Annotated in this window: 11 protein-coding genes; 7 read left to right on the forward strand and 4 right to left on the reverse strand. The window is 54.2% G+C overall.

The annotated features are described in order from the left end of the window. Positions 1-272: 272 nt before the first annotated feature. The 3 genes from K675_RS0108945 to K675_RS30510 are packed head-to-tail and all read right to left on the reverse strand — an operon-like array spanning position 273 to position 2,065. Positions 273-707, reverse strand: coding sequence for a single-stranded DNA-binding protein (locus tag K675_RS0108945; RefSeq protein WP_017903175.1), 435 nt, complete (start codon positions 705-707; stop codon positions 273-275). Further along, complete coding sequence (locus tag K675_RS0108950) at positions 685-1,281, reverse strand: DUF3158 family protein (protein ID WP_051070742.1); 597 nt, start codon at positions 1,279-1,281, stop codon at positions 685-687. The genes K675_RS0108945 and K675_RS0108950 overlap by 23 nt, the downstream gene beginning before the upstream one ends. Before the next feature lie 4 nt (positions 1,282-1,285). Continuing rightward, the gene (locus tag K675_RS30510; RefSeq protein WP_157383920.1) at positions 1,286-2,065 is read right to left on the reverse strand and encodes a PFL_4669 family integrating conjugative element protein; all 780 of its coding nucleotides are present in this window, start codon (positions 2,063-2,065) and stop codon (positions 1,286-1,288) included. A gap of 313 nt (positions 2,066-2,378) precedes the next feature. On the opposite strand from K675_RS30510, the gene traD reads away from it, so the two are divergent. The 7 genes from traD to K675_RS32165 all read left to right on the forward strand — a co-directional run bounded on the left by traD (position 2,379) and on the right by K675_RS32165 (position 17,643). After that, positions 2,379-4,523: a type IV conjugative transfer system coupling protein TraD gene (traD, locus tag K675_RS30515; protein ID WP_051070743.1), complete on the forward strand. Its 2,145-nt coding sequence runs from the start codon at positions 2,379-2,381 to the stop codon at positions 4,521-4,523. A 319-nt stretch (positions 4,524-4,842) separates the two neighbouring features. Beyond that, positions 4,843-5,970: an HNH endonuclease gene (locus tag K675_RS33550; protein ID WP_017903179.1), complete on the forward strand. Its 1,128-nt coding sequence runs from the start codon at positions 4,843-4,845 to the stop codon at positions 5,968-5,970. A gap of 632 nt (positions 5,971-6,602) precedes the next feature. Further along, positions 6,603-7,964: a DNA cytosine methyltransferase gene (locus K675_RS30520; RefSeq protein WP_017903180.1), complete on the forward strand. Its 1,362-nt coding sequence runs from the start codon at positions 6,603-6,605 to the stop codon at positions 7,962-7,964. A 29-nt stretch (positions 7,965-7,993) separates the two neighbouring features. After that, entirely contained in the window at positions 7,994-10,141 is a 2,148-nt protein-coding gene (locus K675_RS32160) for a hypothetical protein (RefSeq protein ID WP_080635323.1), read from the forward strand. After that, positions 10,138-11,679, forward strand: a complete 1,542-nt coding sequence (locus K675_RS0108975; RefSeq protein WP_026145047.1) for a hypothetical protein — start codon at positions 10,138-10,140, stop codon at positions 11,677-11,679. Before K675_RS32160 ends, K675_RS0108975 begins: the two co-directional genes overlap by 4 nt. After that, positions 11,672-17,161 carry a hypothetical protein gene (locus K675_RS0108980; RefSeq protein WP_026145048.1) on the forward strand — a complete coding sequence of 1,830 codons (5,490 nt, stop codon included), beginning with the start codon at positions 11,672-11,674 and terminating at the stop codon, positions 17,159-17,161. The genes K675_RS0108975 and K675_RS0108980 overlap by 8 nt, the downstream gene beginning before the upstream one ends. 50 nt (positions 17,162-17,211) lie before the next feature. After that, entirely contained in the window at positions 17,212-17,643 is a 432-nt protein-coding gene (locus K675_RS32165; RefSeq protein WP_017903184.1) for a very short patch repair endonuclease, read from the forward strand. 74 nt (positions 17,644-17,717) lie between these two features. Here the strand turns inward: K675_RS32165 and K675_RS34075 are convergent, their stop codons facing one another. Beyond that, complete coding sequence (locus K675_RS34075) at positions 17,718-18,596, reverse strand: HNH endonuclease (protein WP_080635324.1); 879 nt, start codon at positions 18,594-18,596, stop codon at positions 17,718-17,720. Between the last annotated feature and the right edge of the window lie 214 nt (positions 18,597-18,810).

Consider the following 18,810-nt stretch of genomic DNA (forward strand, 5'->3'; position numbering starts at 1 on the left):
TGGCAGGCCGTTACCGGCCCGAACACAAAAAATCTGACACTCCCAGCTTCTGACCAAGATCGGTAAACGGGTAACCTCGCTGAGCAACCATCGCTGACTCTCGCTGTATGACAGGTTCCACCCGATAAACAGGAGTCAAGCCAATCCGCACGCAGGAAATACCCCTCCTAGAATCTCCCGAAACACGGTCCGTGGTAAATCTGGCAGCACGACGACTACTTGCGATAACGAGGAGTTGAAAACGGATTCATCCGGGCCGGGCAACTGAGCAGCTATTGCGCTCCATCACTGGCAGACAGCCGAATCACCATCTGCTCATCCGCCTCAGGCACAGGCCGTTCCTGTACCATCATCACGACACGATCAATACGGTGAGGCAATATCCCCACACGACTGGCCTGGACCTTCATCGCTCGACATTCGTTTCCACTATCGTCTTCCCATTTCTCCAAAATCATTCGCCCAATAACCAGCACTCGCATGCCTTTGCAATAGAGATCCGAATACCGCTCGGCCTCCTTGTGCCATACATCAACGCCGGCCCAAAACCCTCCCCGATCTTCGTACTCTCCTCCCCCTTTCGAGACCGGATTATCGAAGTACACGTTGAGCCTCAACAGCCGGCGCGGCTCGTTATTGCCGTTGGGAATTTCTCGAAACTCAGGCTTGGTGCCGATGTTGCCCTCACCCCAGAAGTTGGTCGCCATGCTCAGCTTCCCCCGAGTGACGTTGCGCGTGTTCAAGTATCCGCTGCTGATACGCCTGATCAGCCGCCTCAACCTTATTGGCACACAAGAACGCCTGGCGTTCCATGCTGTGGGCCAGACTGATCTGCATGTTGATCACGATCCGTTGCAGCTCCAACGCATACAGGTCAGAGATCAAGTTGATCGGCGTCTGCTCATCACGCACTAGCTCCGACCACAAATCAGCGCCCATCTTGGTACGGTCTGCTCGGCTCCAACGCAAAAAAATAGTCCCCGTTCCGGTCGACTGTTTGACCAACCGAATAGGCAACAGAGTGAAGGGATACCGCTCCGCCTGCGCCAGCACCTCCACGATAGCTAGCGTGATCAATCCGCGGGTCAGCGCGCTGCACTGCTCACCAAACTCCAGCAGTTCCCCCTTACCCTTAAAAGGTCTTAAAAGCCCTTTAGGGAAGGCTGTGTGTTCCAGCCTCCGGAAGGCACTCTGTTCCAGAGGCCGGAAGGCAGTGTGTTCAGCACCATCGCCCCGCCCCACTGAGCCCGAACCACCGTCATGTCCTTGTGAAGATCCCATCGATTCAACCCTCCGAGGTCTCAGATATCGCCCGCTGCGAGGCACTCCCAGAAGCCACATCAACCCACGCGCCCGAGCGGTCCCCGCCCCCTGAAACACCACCCACATGCACCAGCTGCGGGCGGATAATCTGCGGCGCAAACTCCGCCCGGCGCCTGCCCTCCAACACATCCAGTGGCAACTCCCCGAAGGCTTCTCTCGCCGCACGGGCCCGATCGTTATCAGCGGCAAAATCAGTACGCGTCACACGCGCAAACTTGTACTGCTGAGCCAGACCAAACAGACTGCGCAGTACGTGACTCGCCCCATCAATCCGGCTCTCCATACCCTTGCGAGCAATCAGCGCAACATGACGAGCGTGCTGTAAACGCCGGACGATATCGTCAAAGGTGATCAACAGGTACAACGCCAGAAAGCCCAATTGAGAACCGATGAACATCGGCACACTGACCGGCCGAATGCTGAAGTTTTCCTCAGCAGATATTGCACTCGGAATTTCACTCATCAGCAGATCCACCTCCAGCTGAATATTCGCGAACTCGGCTTTGCAGCGCTGCAACTTGTCCTCGATACGAATCAACCAGAAGTCGGCATAGGGATCGTCCCGTTCAGCATCGTGACAAATGCGGCCCACCAAACCGACGAAACCAACAAACCCCATGATCGAGGCCTTGTCGTCAGTGGCGGGTCGTCCCTGCCAGACACGTGCAGCTTGGCGGGTATGCAACGTCAGTTGCATGGCACTACGCAGAGGTCCAATTTGGCTTTGAATGGCGTCAGACATTGATGGCTCCTGGCTGAAGTATCGAGCCCTCAGTGTCATCAGGAACTCCACGAACATCAGCCAGAAAACAGAATTGGACCTCTATGGTTTACACCAGAACAGGAACTGAACCGATATCGACCACGCGCAAAATGCTCACCGCTATCCCCCAAATATCCCTCCATGAAAGCCGCCTGATACATTCCTGTTTCCTTGCGGCACCTCCCCTCCCGGTTTGCAACTGTGCGCTCTAAAGACCAAAGGACGCCGGCATGCACAACTTCCCTTACTGCACCATTGCCCCTTCCAGTCATTGCGAGGGGGGATCCAGACCATGACTCAACAACACACAGTCGAAGTGCTCCTGCGGCCCGCCGTGGAGCTATACACCGTTGCCGTGTGTGCACTCTGTATGGGGGTCTGCCTATTCGCGCCCTGGATGCTCGGACTGACACCCTTGTTCGGCGTCGTGGCGGCAGTCATTTATCTGCTGTTGGGCTGGGTTCGTCTTCGCCAGGGACTGATGGTGTTGCGCTACCAGCGCAATATCCGGCGCTTGCCTCGATACGTGATCACCAGTCAACGCATACCGGTCAGTAACCAGCGATTGTTTGTCGGCATTGGGTTCAAATGGGAACAGCGACATACCCAGCGCCTGATGCAAACCTACCGCCCAGAGTTTCGTCGTTATGTCGAACCCACACCGCTATTCCAATACGCACGGCAACTTGAGCAGCGACTGGAAAAGGCGCCTTTTCCCCTGAGCGTCATTCCGCGGCTCACCAATTGGGACAACCCACTCAACCCCGTGCGCCCACTTCCAGCCGTCGGCGGCTCTCCTCGCCTACATGGTGTAGAGCCCAACGAAACTCCGGTCTCACTGCCTCTCGGCGAACGCGTCGGCCACAGCCTGGTACTGGGTACCACGCGAGTCGGTAAAACCCGACTGGCCGAACTCTTCATCACCCAGGACATTCGCCGGGAGAAACTCGTCAACGGCATCTCGGAGTTCGAGCCGGTCATTGTTTTCGACCCCAAGGGCGATGCCGACCTGCTCAAGCGCATGTACGTGGAAGCCCGCCGCGCCGGCCGGGAAAAAGAGTTCTATGTCTTTCACCTGGGCTGGCCCGACTTCTCCGCCCGCTACAACGCGGTGGGTCGCTTTGGACGCATCTCCGAAGTCGCCAGCCGGATCTCCGGACAACTTTCCGGCGAAGGCAATAGCGCCGCCTTTCGGGAGTTCGCCTGGCGCTTCGTGAACATCATCGCCCGTGCGCTGGTGGAGCTGGGCAACCGTCCGGATTACGTGCAGATTCAGCAGCACGTGATCAACATCGACGCCCTGTTCATCGACTACAGCAGCGACTACTTCGCCCGGCATGATCCGGGCGCCTGGGACGCCATCGCCACCATCGAAGGCAACCTCACCGAAAAGAACACGCCCCACAATATGCGCGGCCGGCTCCCCCGCGTCACAGCGATCGACCAATACCTCTCACGAACGCGCGTCGCGGACCCGGTCATGGACGGCCTGCGCTCCGCCGTGCGCTACGACAAGACCTACTTCGACAAGATTGTTGCCTCGCTCCTGCCCCTGCTGGAAAAGCTCACCACCGGGCGCATGGCCGAGCTCATCTCACCCAACTACACCGCCCTGGACGACGCCCGCCCAATCTTCGACTGGATGCAGATCATTCGAAAGCGAGGTGTCGTGTATGTTGGTCTCGACGCCCTGTCCGACCCGGAGGTCGCTGCGGCCGTGGGCAACTCGATGTTCGCCGACCTGGTGTCGGTGGCCGGCCACATCTACAAGTTTGGCCTGGACGGTGGGCTGCATAACGCAGAGCAGGAGCAGAAGATTCCCATCAACCTGCACGCCGACGAGTTCAACGAGCTGATGGGCAACGAGTTCATACCGATGATCAACAAGGGCGGCGGCGCCGGCATTCAGGTCACTGCCTACACCCAAACCATCAGCGACATCGAAGCCAAGATCGGCAACCGCGCCAAGGCCGGACAGGTAGTGGGCAACTTCAACAACCTCTTCATGCTGCGCGTACGCGAGACCGCCACCGCCGAGTTACTCACCAAGCAACTGCCCAAGGTCGACGTCTACTCCACCACCCTCGTCAGCGGCGCCACCGACAGTTCCGACATCTCGGGCAACACAGACTTCACCAGCAACACCCAGGACCGGGTCAGCTCCACCAGCGTCCCCCTGATCGAACCCGCCCACGTCGTCAGCCTACCCAAAGGCCAGGCCTTCGCCCTGATCGAAGGCGCCAACCTCTGGAAAATTCGTATGCCCCTCCCCGCCCCCGATCCCGACGAATCCATGCCCAAAGACCTTCAGACCCTGGCCGCCAACATGCGCAAGCGCTACGTTGACGGCGGTGGTGAATGGTGGGCTGGCGGAGGCACCCGCGAGTTAGACGAGCCCTCTACAACGGACCAACCAGCGACTGGACCTGATCCCTGATAAGCGACGCAAAAACCACAGAAAAATGTTGGCCAGCAGTGGCAATGGCCGTCAACCAGTTGAAAGCAGCCAACTGTCAGGAACCGCGATCGCTTGGGAGCAGCGAACCGCCTTCTCTACTCGGGCCAAAGGCGAGCAAACCAAAAAGCCATTAGAAGCAAATAGCCATTACAAAAAGCGTAATTTGCCTGATACTGCCAACCACGATTCGGCCTTATTCAGAAATCTCTCTCATAAACGATGATGCGCACGACCTGTGCCAGCGCACTCAACAGAGTTTCACCAAACACCAGACCTAGTACTCAAGGAACGAAAACTCATGGCAAAGGGCTGGAGCAACGAAGAGCTTCTCGCATCGCTAGAGGCTTACCGCCTGATGGCACAGAAGCAAGAATCCGGGATTAGCTACTCCAAGAAGCAGGTGTATGAAGAACTGGCCGCTCGATTTGATCGCACCGCAAAGGCATTCGAATACCGCATGCAGAACATTTCAGCCGTGTTCGATGAGCTGGGGTTGCCGTGGATACCAGGCCTGAAGCCTGCGGTGAATGTGGGATCGGACATGAAGATTCGGCTGGTCCAACTCATTCAAGGAAAGACACCTGGAGAAGGCGCGCAAGCAGGCAACGTTGAAGACAGTACCAATTGGGAAAAAGCCCTTGCTGCTGTCATCCAATTGGGAGGCATCGCCGGTCGAAATCAGATCGAAGAGTGGATCCGCGCTCGTGAGCCCGGATACAACGCCAACAGCCTGTCAGACCTCTACATGATGTCCGTTAACGCCCGGGCACGAACTGGCTACCAACAAAACAAAAAGCCCCGAAGAACTGACCAGGGCAACCGCTACGACAGGCTGTTCAAAGTCGGCAAAGGCACCTTTGGCATTTACGATCCGGCTCAACATGGCGTATGGGAAATCTACCCCGATGCTTCATCGGGCAGCCGATTTGGCGTCTCTGTTCGCCGGGTGACGAGCCCAATCGAAGAAGCGCTAGCGCAGGCAGAAGAAGATGCCGAGCACACCACGGGATTCGATCCCGCAGATGTAGCCGACGCGAGAAAGCGCATCACCGCCAGCATCGTGCGCCGCCGAGGACAACCCGCTTTCCGAAAAGCACTATTGGAGGCTTACAGCGGCGCCTGTGCCATTACCGGCTGCAACCTGCCCGATGTGCTTGAAGCCGCGCATATCCACCCCTACAAGGGCGACCACACAAACGTGATATCCAACGGCCTGCTGCTGCGTGCAGACATTCACACCCTGTTCGATCTAGGGCTGATCGCCATCGAATCCGAAACGATGGTCGTACGGGTAGCCCCCAACCTGAAAGATACCGACTACGGAACACTGGATGGATCCTTGCTTCGCCGTCCAGAACAGCAAACTCATTGGGTGAGTCCAGAAGCATTGGATTGGCATTGGAGCCAATGTGGCTGGTGCGAATGAGTGAGAGCCCATGATCGCTGCGCGCCACCGCGTCATGCCAGAGAGGCCGTTCATCGCATCCGGGATATGACTCACTCGAGCGGCGACGGCCGTGGAGCCAGAAGGTAGGGAACACTCTTTTGCCACAGGGCTCACTGAGCCCACTCACAATTTCGACGGATGCACGCACAAAAAACTGCAGAGCCTGGCCACCATATGCGCAAACGCTACACTGACGGCGGAAGCGGATAATGGGCCGGCTGCGGCCAAGTGAACTAGATGCCCCTACCCGCCGGTATAGTCATATTTACGCAGATAGACGTACCGGGAGGGTAACGGAGCCCTGTACTTTACCAATAATGCTTGCGCAGCAATGGGTTACAGCCGATTACCGCTAATCCAAAGGCATAAAATCGCATCAAGAAAACATTGCGTTTGCCTGTGTGGGCATCCATCATCTACCCTCACGGGAGCCGTCGACAAACCAGCCTACTACTCCTCCATTTTGAGAAGCAGGCCCATGTAGGCCAATTGGCGCGGAGCATGCATCTATGGAGACGAAGGTCCCAAGTTCTAAAGGATGTACAAGCAATAGTCCAGGGCTACAGCTAACGCTCCTTCCCTCATACCTAGATCCATTTGGGCAGGAGCCCATGAAGCAAAACGAAAATTTCCCCCCGCTTCCATCCTTCGACCAACCATTGCAGTTTGCCGACCTTTTTGCAGGGTGTGGCGGCTTATCCCTCGGCCTTTCTCTTGCAGGGCTCAATGGCGTTTTCGCCGTGGAGCGCGACAAAATGGCGTTCTCGACATTGTCGACAAACCTGATTGAGCGGAAAGATGTTCCGGTGGAGCAATTCGCCTGGCCTAAATGGCTAGAGAGGCAAGCCTGGGGAATCGACGACATTCTGGACAAGCATGGCTCCGACCTAGCATCCCTGCGAGGACAGATACAGGTGCTGGCAGGAGGGCCTCCTTGCCAAGGATTTAGTTTCGCAGGTCGCCGAGTAGAGTCCGACCCTCGTAACAAGCTGTTTGAAAAATACGTTGAGATGGTCAGTGCTATCCAGCCTGCCGCAATTGTCCTGGAGAATGTGCCAGGAATGAAAGTAGCCCACTCTGCGAAGAAGTGGAAAGAGCTTGGACTATTGGTGAAGCCACGGTCCTACTATGAAAAACTAGTAGAAAGCCTAGATAGCATCGGCTACAGCGTCCTTGGAAAAATTGTCGACTCATCTCGCTTTGGCGTTCCTCAAAAACGTCCGCGCCTGATCGTGATTGGCCTTCGAAAAGATTTGGCTTGTCATCTCGTCGGTGGCATGGAGAGAGCGTTTGACCTACTGGAAACATCTCGACTGAAGCAACTTCAGGACCTGAATCTTCCACATGAAGTTTATGCCGTGGATGCTATTTCGGATCTGGAATTGAGTGACAATGGTACCACGGCCTGCAAAGACCCTGAATCACCAAAGGGTTTTCAGGAGATCGTCTATAAGGGTCCCCTGACACCATTTCAGAGATTGATGCACGAAGGCTGTAGTGGCACCCCCGACAGCTTGCGCCTAGCTAGGCATAGGCCCGAGGTTAAGGCTCGATTCCAAGAAATCATCAACGATGATGAATGCACCAAGGGTGTGCGGATGAGTGCCAAGGTTCGTGAAAAATACGGGCTGAAGAAACACCGCATATACCCAATGCAGTCAGGTGCCCCTGCCCCTACGATCACCACGTTGCCGGATGATGTTCTTCATTATAAAGAACCTAGAATATTGACTGTCAGAGAGTCTGCACGTCTCCAGTCGTTCCCTGATTGGTATCAGTTCAAGGGCAAATTCACCACCGGTGGTGCCCAAAGAACAAAAGAATGCCCGCGCTACACCCAAGTAGGTAATGCTGTACCACCTTATCTAGCACGCGCCATTGGGATGGCAATTCAAGCGATGCTGGAGGAAACTGTTGCACTAGCCAAAAAGCCAGCAGAGCTTGAGCAGGAAAAAACGATAGCCATCGCTTAGAAGCAGAAAAGACATAGGAGTCTAGGGAAATGGAGAGCTCCCACTACAACAGCGCGCACTATCCAAGCGCGCTGGTCGATTGGGCTGGCCATCACTCAGGGGGAGTGAAACGGCTACTTGATAAGAATAGCGGCCAGCCGAACAAGAAACGCCTACAAACGAACCTCCTATCACGCCTTCAAGATTGGGCAAACCAACTACCCTCAGGAGCACCAACCGTCCCGCGGATAGTATTGTTGGTTGGTGGCCCAGGGAATGGCAAGACTGAAGCTATCGAGTCTACAATTCTATGGCTAGATGAAAGCCTCGGCTGTGATGGAAAGCTCGTTAGCAAGCTATCCCAATCTTTCCATCCTCCAGCAGGATCCGCTGTTCCTCGTCGAGTAAGTGTCGATGCTGGAAAACTAGCGCTGAGCGATAACGACCTGAATCTGGAGATAGTTCAGGATGCATCCGCCACCGCTGGTCATGAGAATAAAAGTGCTGCGCTACTTCTTATTGAAGAACTCAGTAGCTTAACAAGCAAGCCTCACTCCAGCGCCTACCTCTGCTGCGTCAACCGAGGAGTCCTTGATGACGCACTGATCCATGCTATAGACAACAATCTCGATGAAGCGCGAGCTCTACTGGAGGGAATAACCCAGGCAGTTAGCCTGGCACATGACGCCCCCTCATGCTGGCCTCTCAAGGGGTTCCCAACGGTTGCCGTGTGGCCCATGGATGCTGAGTCACTACTGGTTGAGCCAAACGATGGCTCAAAAGCACCTGCCGATGTACTGTTCGGCCAAGCAACTACAACCGAGCTGTGGCCCGCAAAAGGTGAATGCCCAGCGAAGGATAATTGCCCATTCTGTAATAGCCAAGCGATTCTGTCGCGCCCAGAGCACAAATCAGCTCTTCTTCAAATTCTGCGCTGGTATGAATTGGCTAGCGCTAAACGATGGAGCTTCAGGGACCTATTCTCCCTAACCTCATACCTTCTCGCTGGTTACCACCCTACCGCAAGCACATCAACCGGGGCTCTGCGTCAGGCAACTCCATGCGAGTGGGCAGCAAACCTTTTTTCGCTTGATGAAAAGGCCGCTTCAGTCACGAAGCCTAGCAAGCAGTCTCTCACAGCACCTTTCTATCTGGCGACATCGGGCTACCAACACGCCTTATTTCATCGATGGGACAAAAATGTAGCGAATTCCCTTCGCTCCGATATCAGGGATCTCGGCCTCAATAAAGACCTGACACTAGAAGAGTCTAGGACCCTCATGGGTCTCGTTCACTTTCTAACTGACCGTAAGAGTAATTATCTTCCAGCAACAATCGCACCTCTGCTCGAAGGGCTCGTCGATACTCTGGATCCTGCATTTGCAAGTCCAGACAGTGAAGTTTCCGTGAGTGGCCGCAACAAGATTTTATTGGGCGACCTTGATATGCGTTTCAGCCGCTCCCTTTCGGGCGGCATCGAGTTCATTCGAAAATACCATGTGCTTTCGCCAAATGAACTGAGTATTTTAAACCGCCTGTCTCTCGCAGACAGCAAGCTATCCGAACCAGTTATTCGACGTAAAAAACCTCTGGCCGCCACCCGGGTCCAGCATGTACTTCGTGATTTTGCCTGCCGCCTAGTGCGCAGAAGCATATGCACTCGGACTGCTGCCGTAGCAGATGCTTCCATCTTGAAATCTTTCCAGCAAGTAGTTGAAGACGATGAGAAGCACCAGCATCTTCAGGAGGTTGTTGGACAAGTGAAGGAGTTGTTGAATACAAACAAGGAGTTCGAAGTTTCGTTGACAACAACTTTTGGGCAGCCGCTTCCTCCGCGCCAACGCCAAGCAACACTAGTAGTACAACAGAGCTCGGTAAAAATATTTCCACAAAACAAGGAAGGTCGCCCTCATCCCCCTATTTGCTACTTGAAAGTAGGACAGGGCAAGTCAGCCCAACCTATCCCCTTGACCTACGACCTGTACAAGGCAGTAAAGGAGCTAGAGAGAGGACTATCCCCTGCATCCCTTCCACGAACGGTCGTGGCATTGCTGGACACAGCCAGGGCTCGCCTATCAGGGCCCATCGTCCGGGATAAGGAATTACTTGAAGACTCAAGAATGTGTATCGGGTCAGACGGCACAGAAGTCCGCCTCTTGTGGAGCGGCTTTGTTGCAGACAAGGAGAAAAGTAAATGAGCCTTGCGGACTTCATGCAAGCCCCATGGGGCCGATCGCACGACAGCTACCAGAAGTCAGCCCTATCCATTAGCCCAGCCCCAGAGTATGCAAGCTCTGAGGTACTACTAGCCTCGCTGTACCGTACCATAGGCTTCAGCTCCACAAGCGAAGGTAAGGTCCCGCAAATGGGTCGCGATCTGGATAGAAATATCCAGAAGCGCCGCGAAAAAAGGCAGCCACCACCTGATGGCACGGTGGTTAGTGTCGAAGCATGGAACACTGTTCTTCATGGCGTGCTGGAAAGCCCTAAGCTCCCGAACCAGTCATCCAAAAGGTTCCTGCAAGTTACGCCAATAGTGCCAGGCACAGCACTCTTCTCTGGTTCTGCTCGGCTCAGTGGTAACTCATGGCCCGCTGGCAGTCTGATCCGCCGGATGATATGCCTAGGCTCCCCAAACCTAGAGGCGGCACGGAAGCTCTGGGAGAGCCTTTTCCTTGCGCTAAGCATCAATGACGAAGATGACATTTTTGCCCGCTGGCTCAACCAGGAGACATCATCATGGAACTCAGGACTAGACGAGTGGAAACTAGTCGAAATTCCCGATAGTGAAATGACCCTGGAAGAACCAGACTACCAAGGGATTGGGTTCATACCTGCACGCAGGTTCACCAAGGATCTGAATGCCATCATACAGGCGAAAGGATCCATGACGCGCAGGCAGTGGACCAGTCTGATGGAGGCGATAATACGCTTAGCAGCAGCATCCCATGTCATATGGCTCTGCGACGTCCATGCAAGGATCTGGAACTGCCTGTCAGCGGCGCTCAAGGGTGACGCATTCCCCTTGAACGATGAGGAAGCAAGGAAAACCATATTTCCCCTGTCTCCCCAATACATGGCGCATGGGGGCAAAGCCCTTCCAGGTATCAAGGACAAAATATCCACCTACCTCAATGCCCGGCTGGGGATCAATGCATTACTTTGGTCACTAGATCAAATAAATGCCCCCTACACCGGTAGTCTTGCCTCGAGTGCAGGGATTTCTGGACTTTGCAAACACATCCGCGAGCACGAGGTAAAACTAGCAAATCTAAACGCTACGCAAACAATCGCTGACCTACGAGAACAGGAAGCCAGAGCACTGTTGTGCAAAAAAGGCATAGGCTCCAACCTAATGGAGTTCACACGACATGTTCTTGGTCAGCGCCAAGCTGCAGCTGCACTGCTCAGGGGTTATGACCAAGGATACATCCTCAGGAAGAATGGAAATAGCTCATCAAGCCCGTGGATAGTATCCCTTGGACCTGTTGCTGTTCTTGCCTTGGTTCACTGCGCACTTGCTGGAATGGGAGGCCCCCGCTCCGTCCATCGACTGGGCCAACACCTCGAGGGCTATGGCATTGCCGTTGACAAGCACGACATAGCCAGAAACGACCTAGGCCATCAGTTGAGGATGCTAGGCCTCGTGCTCGACAGTCCTGATGCCGAGAGCGGCATGCTGCTGTTACCTCCATTCTCCATCAGCCATTCCACACTGAGCCTTGAACATGAATAAGCTTGCTAATTGGCTCGCCTCCGAAGTCCTTGAGAAGGTACAAGGTGCAACACAGGGTTACAGCGGCGCCAATCCCGAGTACCGACTGATCTTCCGCGGCCCGCCACTAGAAATCCTCGAAATAGCCTATGAGGAACTGACCCAAAACGGAGGGATTCAGGTTCAAGGGCGCCTGGATGGAAGCCAGACAACACTGCCCGTGTTGCTCCAATACCCAAACAACCAACTACACAGCCCCAAACCCCTTATTGGGCAATCGGGCAAGTGCGATAACGATCACCTGCTGAATATCCGTAACGACCCTACCAGCCCGAGTTTTATAGCATTAGTCCCCCCTGGACTACACAACAATCTATCGATCGAATCCACAACAGATGAATTCGGATTGGGATCAGATACAAGCACGGGAAACAACTCTTTCGATCAATGGTGGGACGACGGATTCGTCCAAAGAGCTGTTGATCAAGCGTTAACTGCTGCAGGATTAACAGACACATCGCAAAAAGATGATGCCAAAATCCTCATCCGAAAAGCTGCTGGCTCAGTCGACGAGATTGATCCAGATAAAAGTAGTCATCGATCTGCCTGGCGTCTACTGTCAAGGGTCAACTCGTTGGCTAGCACAAAGCACGGACTATCAGCGGGACAAGCGATCGCGCTTGCATGCGGATTCCCCCCAATGGCAGACGGTAGCACGTCTTCAAAGCTCCAGCTGTCCGTACTATACAAAGTATCTGAAGAGCTCGCAGACGGCTTCAAAACAGGCATTGAACGCCTGGCATTGAGCGCTCCGCAAGAAATAAGCAAAGCTCTGCGCGAACTGCTTTCCCACCTGCAGTCGAATTGCGACATACCCACGGCTTTCGAGCGGGCAACTGAGGCGTTTTACCTACCTAACTCGGGCCTAGAGCTAGTTCCCCCTCCCACCTGGTGGACAACATTGACCACCGAGCAATGGGTAGAGCTACTGGCAGACGACACCCCTCAGGCCCTAGGTGAGGTCGCCATCCTGTGCACCAACGGCATTATCCCAGCAAGCAAGGGAATGCCGACCGTAGTTAGGGGCAAAGCTGAACTGGCCATCTCTTTCAGTGATGGATCCCTGCCTCAGGAGCTTCAACTGACAGGCGGATCACAGGGCAAAATCTCCCTGTCCTTGCCTGTCGCCCCTAACGGACCAACCCAATACACAGACTCAAGCCCACCGAACCACAAGATTCCGATGACCTACAAGGTCATCGCCGGTGGCTTCAAGCCGGCAAGCATCCGTGTGATATCCCTAGAGGGCTGGCACCCGGGGATAGTCGTCAGTTGCAGGCTTGCGACTAAATCGACCCCACCCAAGAAACCACAAAAGAAATCCAATAAACTGGATTGGGAAACTTCTCTTACGCTCCCTGGATCTGGCAGGTACGAGCTACGAATTCATCTTTCGCCAAACACGTCCCTTGGTGTGGTAGAGGGCCTATCTGATGATGCCAGCGAGATTGATGTACACAGACAGCACATCGAGACAAAACAGGTTGGCGAGGACGAGTACCTGGCAGAGGTAGAGGCCGACGGCAATTATCAGCTTGATATTGAATTGACACGCCCGGGTGAAAACGCACCTTCGACTTGTAGAGTCTACTTGACTTGCGAGGAAACAAAGGAAGAAGGATGTCGTAGCGAATTCGAGCGCCTTATCAAACTCAATCGCCGTCATCTAGATAAATTTGACACTAAGGCAGTTGTCCACCTAGAGCGCAACTCACGCGCCTCCAGCCTTCAATCATGGATGCTCGAAGGGCAGAATGCAGCTGTTTCATTCCGCCCCCTTGTTATAGCGAACGACTACGCGTCCCAATGGGCCCCTCCAGATTGGAAATCCATTAATGGTCCGATACTCTCTCGAGGTAAATTCCTACATGACCCCCGGCCAGAGGCGGAGTACTTCCAACCACCCAAAGGTTTCATAGAAGCTCGCGAAGAGATAGCTAAATACATTCGAGGAGAAGATCTATCGGGGTTACTCGAGTCCGCTCCATTAGGGGCCTGGCTCTCGAAGGACTCGGACTTCCGGTCATTGGTCGAAAGCTATCTCGATTCCTACATGTCGTGGATCAATACCAGCCCATCAGTCGCATGCTGGGTGGATACTATTATTATCTGTTCTCTGCAAGCTGATGGCCTTACCCTAGATAGGATTCCTGACGCAGTAATACTATCCCCCCTCCACCCCCTGCGCTTGGCATGGCACTGCCTAGCACAGAAGGTGCTCAGGGATGAAGTGGAGGGAAACTCACCCTACCCTTGCCCAGCAGCGAGCATTCTGGATCCAGACTGCGTCCCGGACCTGCTAACCCTGTGTCTGCAATCCCCCAGCGGCGAGGACCATCTAGATTTCATATCCGTGGAGTGCAGTTCGGACTATTGGTCCGTACTATGGAACGGCTCGCGATTGCGCCAGATTCCTGAACGTACGAGAGGAGCACCATTCGACGGCAGTTTTGGACTTACAGTAGGCGGTATTTCCAGCGGCTTCAGTCCGGCTCAAGTATCGCGCGCTCTCGATGACGTAACTGACTTGCTCTCAGCAAAACCAATTGTCAGCCTGGTGGTATCCAGCGCAGGAGGAACCACAGATGCCTGCAATGAGGGCCTGGCAAACTGGTGCACAAAGCGCTTTGGCAAGGGCGAGCAGGACACTATGGGACATAGTGTCGGGGCTAGGGTACTAGAGGTTTTCGATATCCGTGAAGCTGGCAAGCCCGACGAAGCGGTCATAGCCAACCTATCGGAAGATACCGACAATCATGTCCGGTGGTACAAGAATCAACCGGCCCATGCCAGGCCTGACCTTGGAATCATCGCACAACTGGACTCAGCGGAGCCCGAGTCCAAAGAGGTAGGGACACTCTCCCCAATGGGCATAGGCGGACTCATCAGACATCGAGTCAGACGCCAATTGCAAGGTTCGTTTCTAAGCGAATCCAGGCAAGGCTTGCAGATGCCACCTTGCGGCGAGCCATTTGCAGACAAGGTATCCACCTGCATGCTGATGCTGGAAAAGATCCAGGACGGCAAGGTTGGCCTCCAGTTTTCGCCAAGCACGCATGCTATTTCCAGCATGCTGGTAGGCCAGAGTGCAGGTTTCGTCGCCGTTTCGTCCTCGGCTATCGATCCCGCCTGCTTTCTGGGAGGCTGGATTGAGGGCACATATCTCTGGGACTACGACTTGCCCGCGTACTCCCATAGAGCCGGAGACACCAGCGGTTATTATCTCCTTTCACAGGTCAAGGAAGCAGATCGCGATGCGCTTCGGAGAGTTCTGAAGCCACTTCCGGGCTGCGCAAGCTTAGACGACGGCCAGATTGAGCAAATACTCCTAGAGGTTGCCCGGCGAGGAATCCCTACTGTTCGAGGCCTGTCCGGTGATGATACAGGTGCTACTGGGGACCTCGGTCTCTTTCTGGCAGTTCGTCTCCTACAGGACCAATTCCGCCTGTCAGGTAACCTCGAAAGTCTGCTGCCGGTACTTGCAGGCACGCCAGATGACTCGACCATAGCCATAGTCATTCCGGTCGATCCTTTCCGCGGATACCTTTCCGACCTCGCTCGCTCTTTGGGCAAGGAGCGCAAGGAAATGTCCCTTTCACGCCCAGACCTACTTGTAGTAGGCGTGAGAGCATGCAATGGCAACATTCAATTGCACCTTACCCCCATCGAGGTCAAATGCAGGCAAAACAGCGTATTCAGCGCCACTGACTCAACTGAGGCACTTAATCAGGCCAAGGCGCTATCGAATCTTCTACGCGCAATCGAAGAACGCGCAGACACTTCGCTTGCCTGGAAACTGGCATTTCAACACTTGCTGTTGTCGATGATAGGTTTTGGCCTGCGGGTGTATAGCCAGCATCAAGCAGTGGAAGGCCAGGCAGCACGCTGGGCCAGCTACCATGAACGCATTGCCGCAGCGATACTTCACCCCACACCAGCGGTCAGCATCGACGAAAAAGGGAGGCTAATCGTAGTTGATGACTCCATCGATAGTGACTCGCATGACCGCGATGGCGATGGTTATACAGAGACCATCGTTATTTCCAGTAAAGATGCGGGCCGCATGATTGTCGGAAGCGACATACAATCGTTCTACGACTCTGTCCGCGCCAAAGTCAATGACTGGGGGTTACTACCCGCGAGCATAAAAGAGCTACCCTCTCCAATGTTGATAGATGAAGACCATGCCTCGAGCGAAGTGCAAACGAGTACGCCGGCAACAAGCCCTGTAGAGGAAGCAAATTCCACCGCCCTTGAATTGACAGAGCCATCATCCACTGTCGCGAGCTCACCCATGGCCACATCAGCTAACCCAACCAGCAACGGGATCCTCCTGTCTGTCGGCAAGACCGTCGATGGTTTCGAGCCTCGCCCACTTACGCTCAACATATCGAACACCCAGCTCAACCAGTTGAACATCGGTGTCGTCGGCGACCTCGGCACAGGGAAAACGCAATTCCTGAAATCCCTGATTCTGCAAATATCTAGGTCTCGCGAGGAAAACCGAGGGATAACACCTAGATTCCTTATCTTCGACTACAAGCGCGACTACAGCAGCGACGATTTTGTCAAGGCGACAGGCGCCAAGGTCGTTAAGCCCTATCGCCTTCCCCTGAACCTATTCGACACAACAGGCATGGGCGAGTCTTCTGCCCCCTGGCTAGACAGGTTCCGGTTCTTCTCAGACGTTCTGGACAAGGTTTATACAGGCATAGGGCCTGTTCAACGAGACAAGCTCAAGAAGGCTGTCCGTAATGCCTACGACACAGCCAACGCAGAAAACCGGCAGCCAACGATCTACGACATACACGAAGAATACAGCCAGCTACTCGCCGGCAAGTCGGACTCACCAATGGCAATCATTGATGACCTGGTAGACATGGAAGTCTTCGCTCGCGACGGAGAAATCAAACCGTTCGACGAGTTCCTAGACGGGGTCGTGGTTATATCCCTGGACGCCATGGGACAGGACGACAGAAGCAAGAACATGCTCGTTGCCGTCATGCTCAACATGTTTTACGAGAACATGCTTCGTACCCCGAAACGTCCTTTCATCGGTGACTCGCCACAGCTCAGGGCCATAGACTCGTACCTATTGGTGGACGAGGCAGACAACATCATGCGATATGAATTCGACGTTCTGCGGAAACTGCTACTGCAAGGGCGAGAGTTCGGAGCGGGTGTGATTCTCGCATCTCAGTACCTCCGGCACTTCAAGGCTGGGGCAACCGATTATCGCGATCCTCTGCTAACCTGGTTCATTCACAAGGTACCCAATGCCACGCCAAACGAACTTGGCGCCTTGGGTTTCACATCGGATCTCGCCGAGCTTTCTGAACGCGTGAAGACGCTTCCAAACCACCATTGCCTCTACAAATCGTTCGACGTGACCGGAGAAGTCATACGTGGCCTCCCCTTCTTCGAACTCACCAACCAGAGCTAACCTAGGCTCAGTCCGGCCCTAGCCGCTAGGGCCGGACAAGGAGACTACCAATGACTGACATCCTTTCCCCAGCAGAACGCTCGAAGAGGATGTCACGCATCAGAAGCAAGGACACTCGCCCAGAGCTTATCCTACGCAAAATCCTCCATGGGCTTGGGCTTCGATACCGACTGCACAGTGCGAGCCTCCCCGGAAAACCGGACCTGATATTTCCTCGCTACAACGTAGTAGTGTTCGTGCATGGATGCTTTTGGCACCGTCATGCGGGATGCAAAATCGCTACAACCCCCAAGAGCAATACACCCTTTTGGCTTGAGAAATTTGAGAAGAATGTTGAGCGAGACATACGAGTCAGGTCACAGCTGGAGAATCTAGGGTGGAGAGTATTCGTGGTTTGGGAGTGCGAACTCGCCTCCACAAAAAAATCGCAAGCCACTGCAGAGCAGCTTAACGAATGGATTCGCGAAAACGGAAAAGCCTGAGCACGGATCAACCAGATAAATACTAATATTTTAGAAACAAACGCCCAAGTAAATTTTAATAACCAAAGCTATCATCAAGATAAATGCTCGTCGATACCAGACAACTGCCCCGAAGCAATCCGCAGCTCCATGAGGGCAACAAACTCTCGAAGAGAGGAGCCAAACTCCACACGATCAGCTGAGTAATGTGCACGGCGATGGCAGTTAGGGCATAGGGCTATGACATTAATTGGAAGGTCCGGCCCATCATCAGCAAGCCGCGTCATGTGATGCACTTCCAAGAAAGCCCTACCATCAAAACGGTGAAAAGGAGCAGGTTGACCACAACCTTCGCATCGACCACCGCTACGCCGCATTGCATAGGAGTGCACCCTAGCACTACGCTGTCGGTACATGCGCAGACTTATGCCGGTCTCGCCATCTGGTGCCACACCTAGAAGCCTCTGCATCTCTTGAAGATTAACGCTATCATCACCGATTATTTCCTCACTCCAGCAATCAAGCTGCCCACCTACAGGAACCAGTCGAAATCGCAACAACCTATCGCCCTGTCGGCCACCGTCTTGGGGTACAAACGCCTCATGACCAACGACGTTAAACTCTCCTCGAAACGCAAATAGTTTTCCATATCCACCACGGACCTTAACTTCCCGGGCCGTCGGCTCCCTAGTAGTGAAAAGCAATACTGACTGATTGCCGGAGGAGAGCTTCGCATTGGCGGAGTTTGCCAAAGACTGATCTCCCACACGCCCCTGTCCAAAATACCACCACGTTCCATCGGCTAGCATATGGTCAGAATACCCCGCACTCTTCCCTCCCCTTCCTCCTGATGTACAAATCAAGCAACCTAGCTCAGAGCGCCCCCAGATCACACCTGACTGCATTTGGCGACTACCAACGAAATCGAGTAATCGCGCCCTTTCATACTCCTGCCCTATGAGAAACGGATGCATTTCATGTCCCTATACTGAAAGCCACAGAGGGGCCGTTCAACGGCCCAACGGGGTTAGCGTGAAATCAACAATTGGAGCCCATCAATGACCATTGATAATAGACGCAAAACTGAAGCGGAACAGGCGATCACCCAACAACTCAGCACTCTACAAAATCAAGCTACCAATATGTGTCACCGCCAATGTAAAACTGACCCCCTAACGCCAACGCAAA

Source organism: Pseudomonas fuscovaginae SE-1, assembly GCF_000364705.1.
Taxonomy (GTDB): Bacteria; Pseudomonadota; Gammaproteobacteria; order Pseudomonadales; family Pseudomonadaceae; genus Aquipseudomonas; species Aquipseudomonas fuscovaginae_A.

Excerpts from the sequence above, each read along its gene's own strand:
- K675_RS30510 (WP_157383920.1), bottom strand. The coding sequence starts at position 2,065 with ATGTCTGACGCCATTCAAAGCCAAATTGGACCTCTGCGTAGTGCCATG.
- traD (WP_051070743.1), top strand. The coding sequence starts at position 2,379 with ATGACTCAACAACACACAGTCGAAGTGCTCCTGCGGCCCGCCGTGGAG.
- K675_RS0108975 (WP_026145047.1), top strand. The coding sequence starts at position 10,138 with ATGAGCCTTGCGGACTTCATGCAAGCCCCATGGGGCCGATCGCACGAC.
- K675_RS33550 (WP_017903179.1), top strand. The coding sequence starts at position 4,843 with ATGGCAAAGGGCTGGAGCAACGAAGAGCTTCTCGCATCGCTAGAGGCT.
- K675_RS0108950 (WP_051070742.1), bottom strand. The coding sequence starts at position 1,281 with ATGGGATCTTCACAAGGACATGACGGTGGTTCGGGCTCAGTGGGGCGG.
- K675_RS32160 (WP_080635323.1), top strand. The coding sequence starts at position 7,994 with ATGGAGAGCTCCCACTACAACAGCGCGCACTATCCAAGCGCGCTGGTC.
- K675_RS0108980 (WP_026145048.1), top strand. The coding sequence starts at position 11,672 with ATGAATAAGCTTGCTAATTGGCTCGCCTCCGAAGTCCTTGAGAAGGTA.
- K675_RS34075 (WP_080635324.1), bottom strand. The coding sequence starts at position 18,596 with ATGCATCCGTTTCTCATAGGGCAGGAGTATGAAAGGGCGCGATTACTC.
- K675_RS30520 (WP_017903180.1), top strand. The coding sequence starts at position 6,603 with ATGAAGCAAAACGAAAATTTCCCCCCGCTTCCATCCTTCGACCAACCA.
- K675_RS32165 (WP_017903184.1), top strand. The coding sequence starts at position 17,212 with ATGACTGACATCCTTTCCCCAGCAGAACGCTCGAAGAGGATGTCACGC.
- K675_RS0108945 (WP_017903175.1), bottom strand. The coding sequence starts at position 707 with ATGGCGACCAACTTCTGGGGTGAGGGCAACATCGGCACCAAGCCTGAG.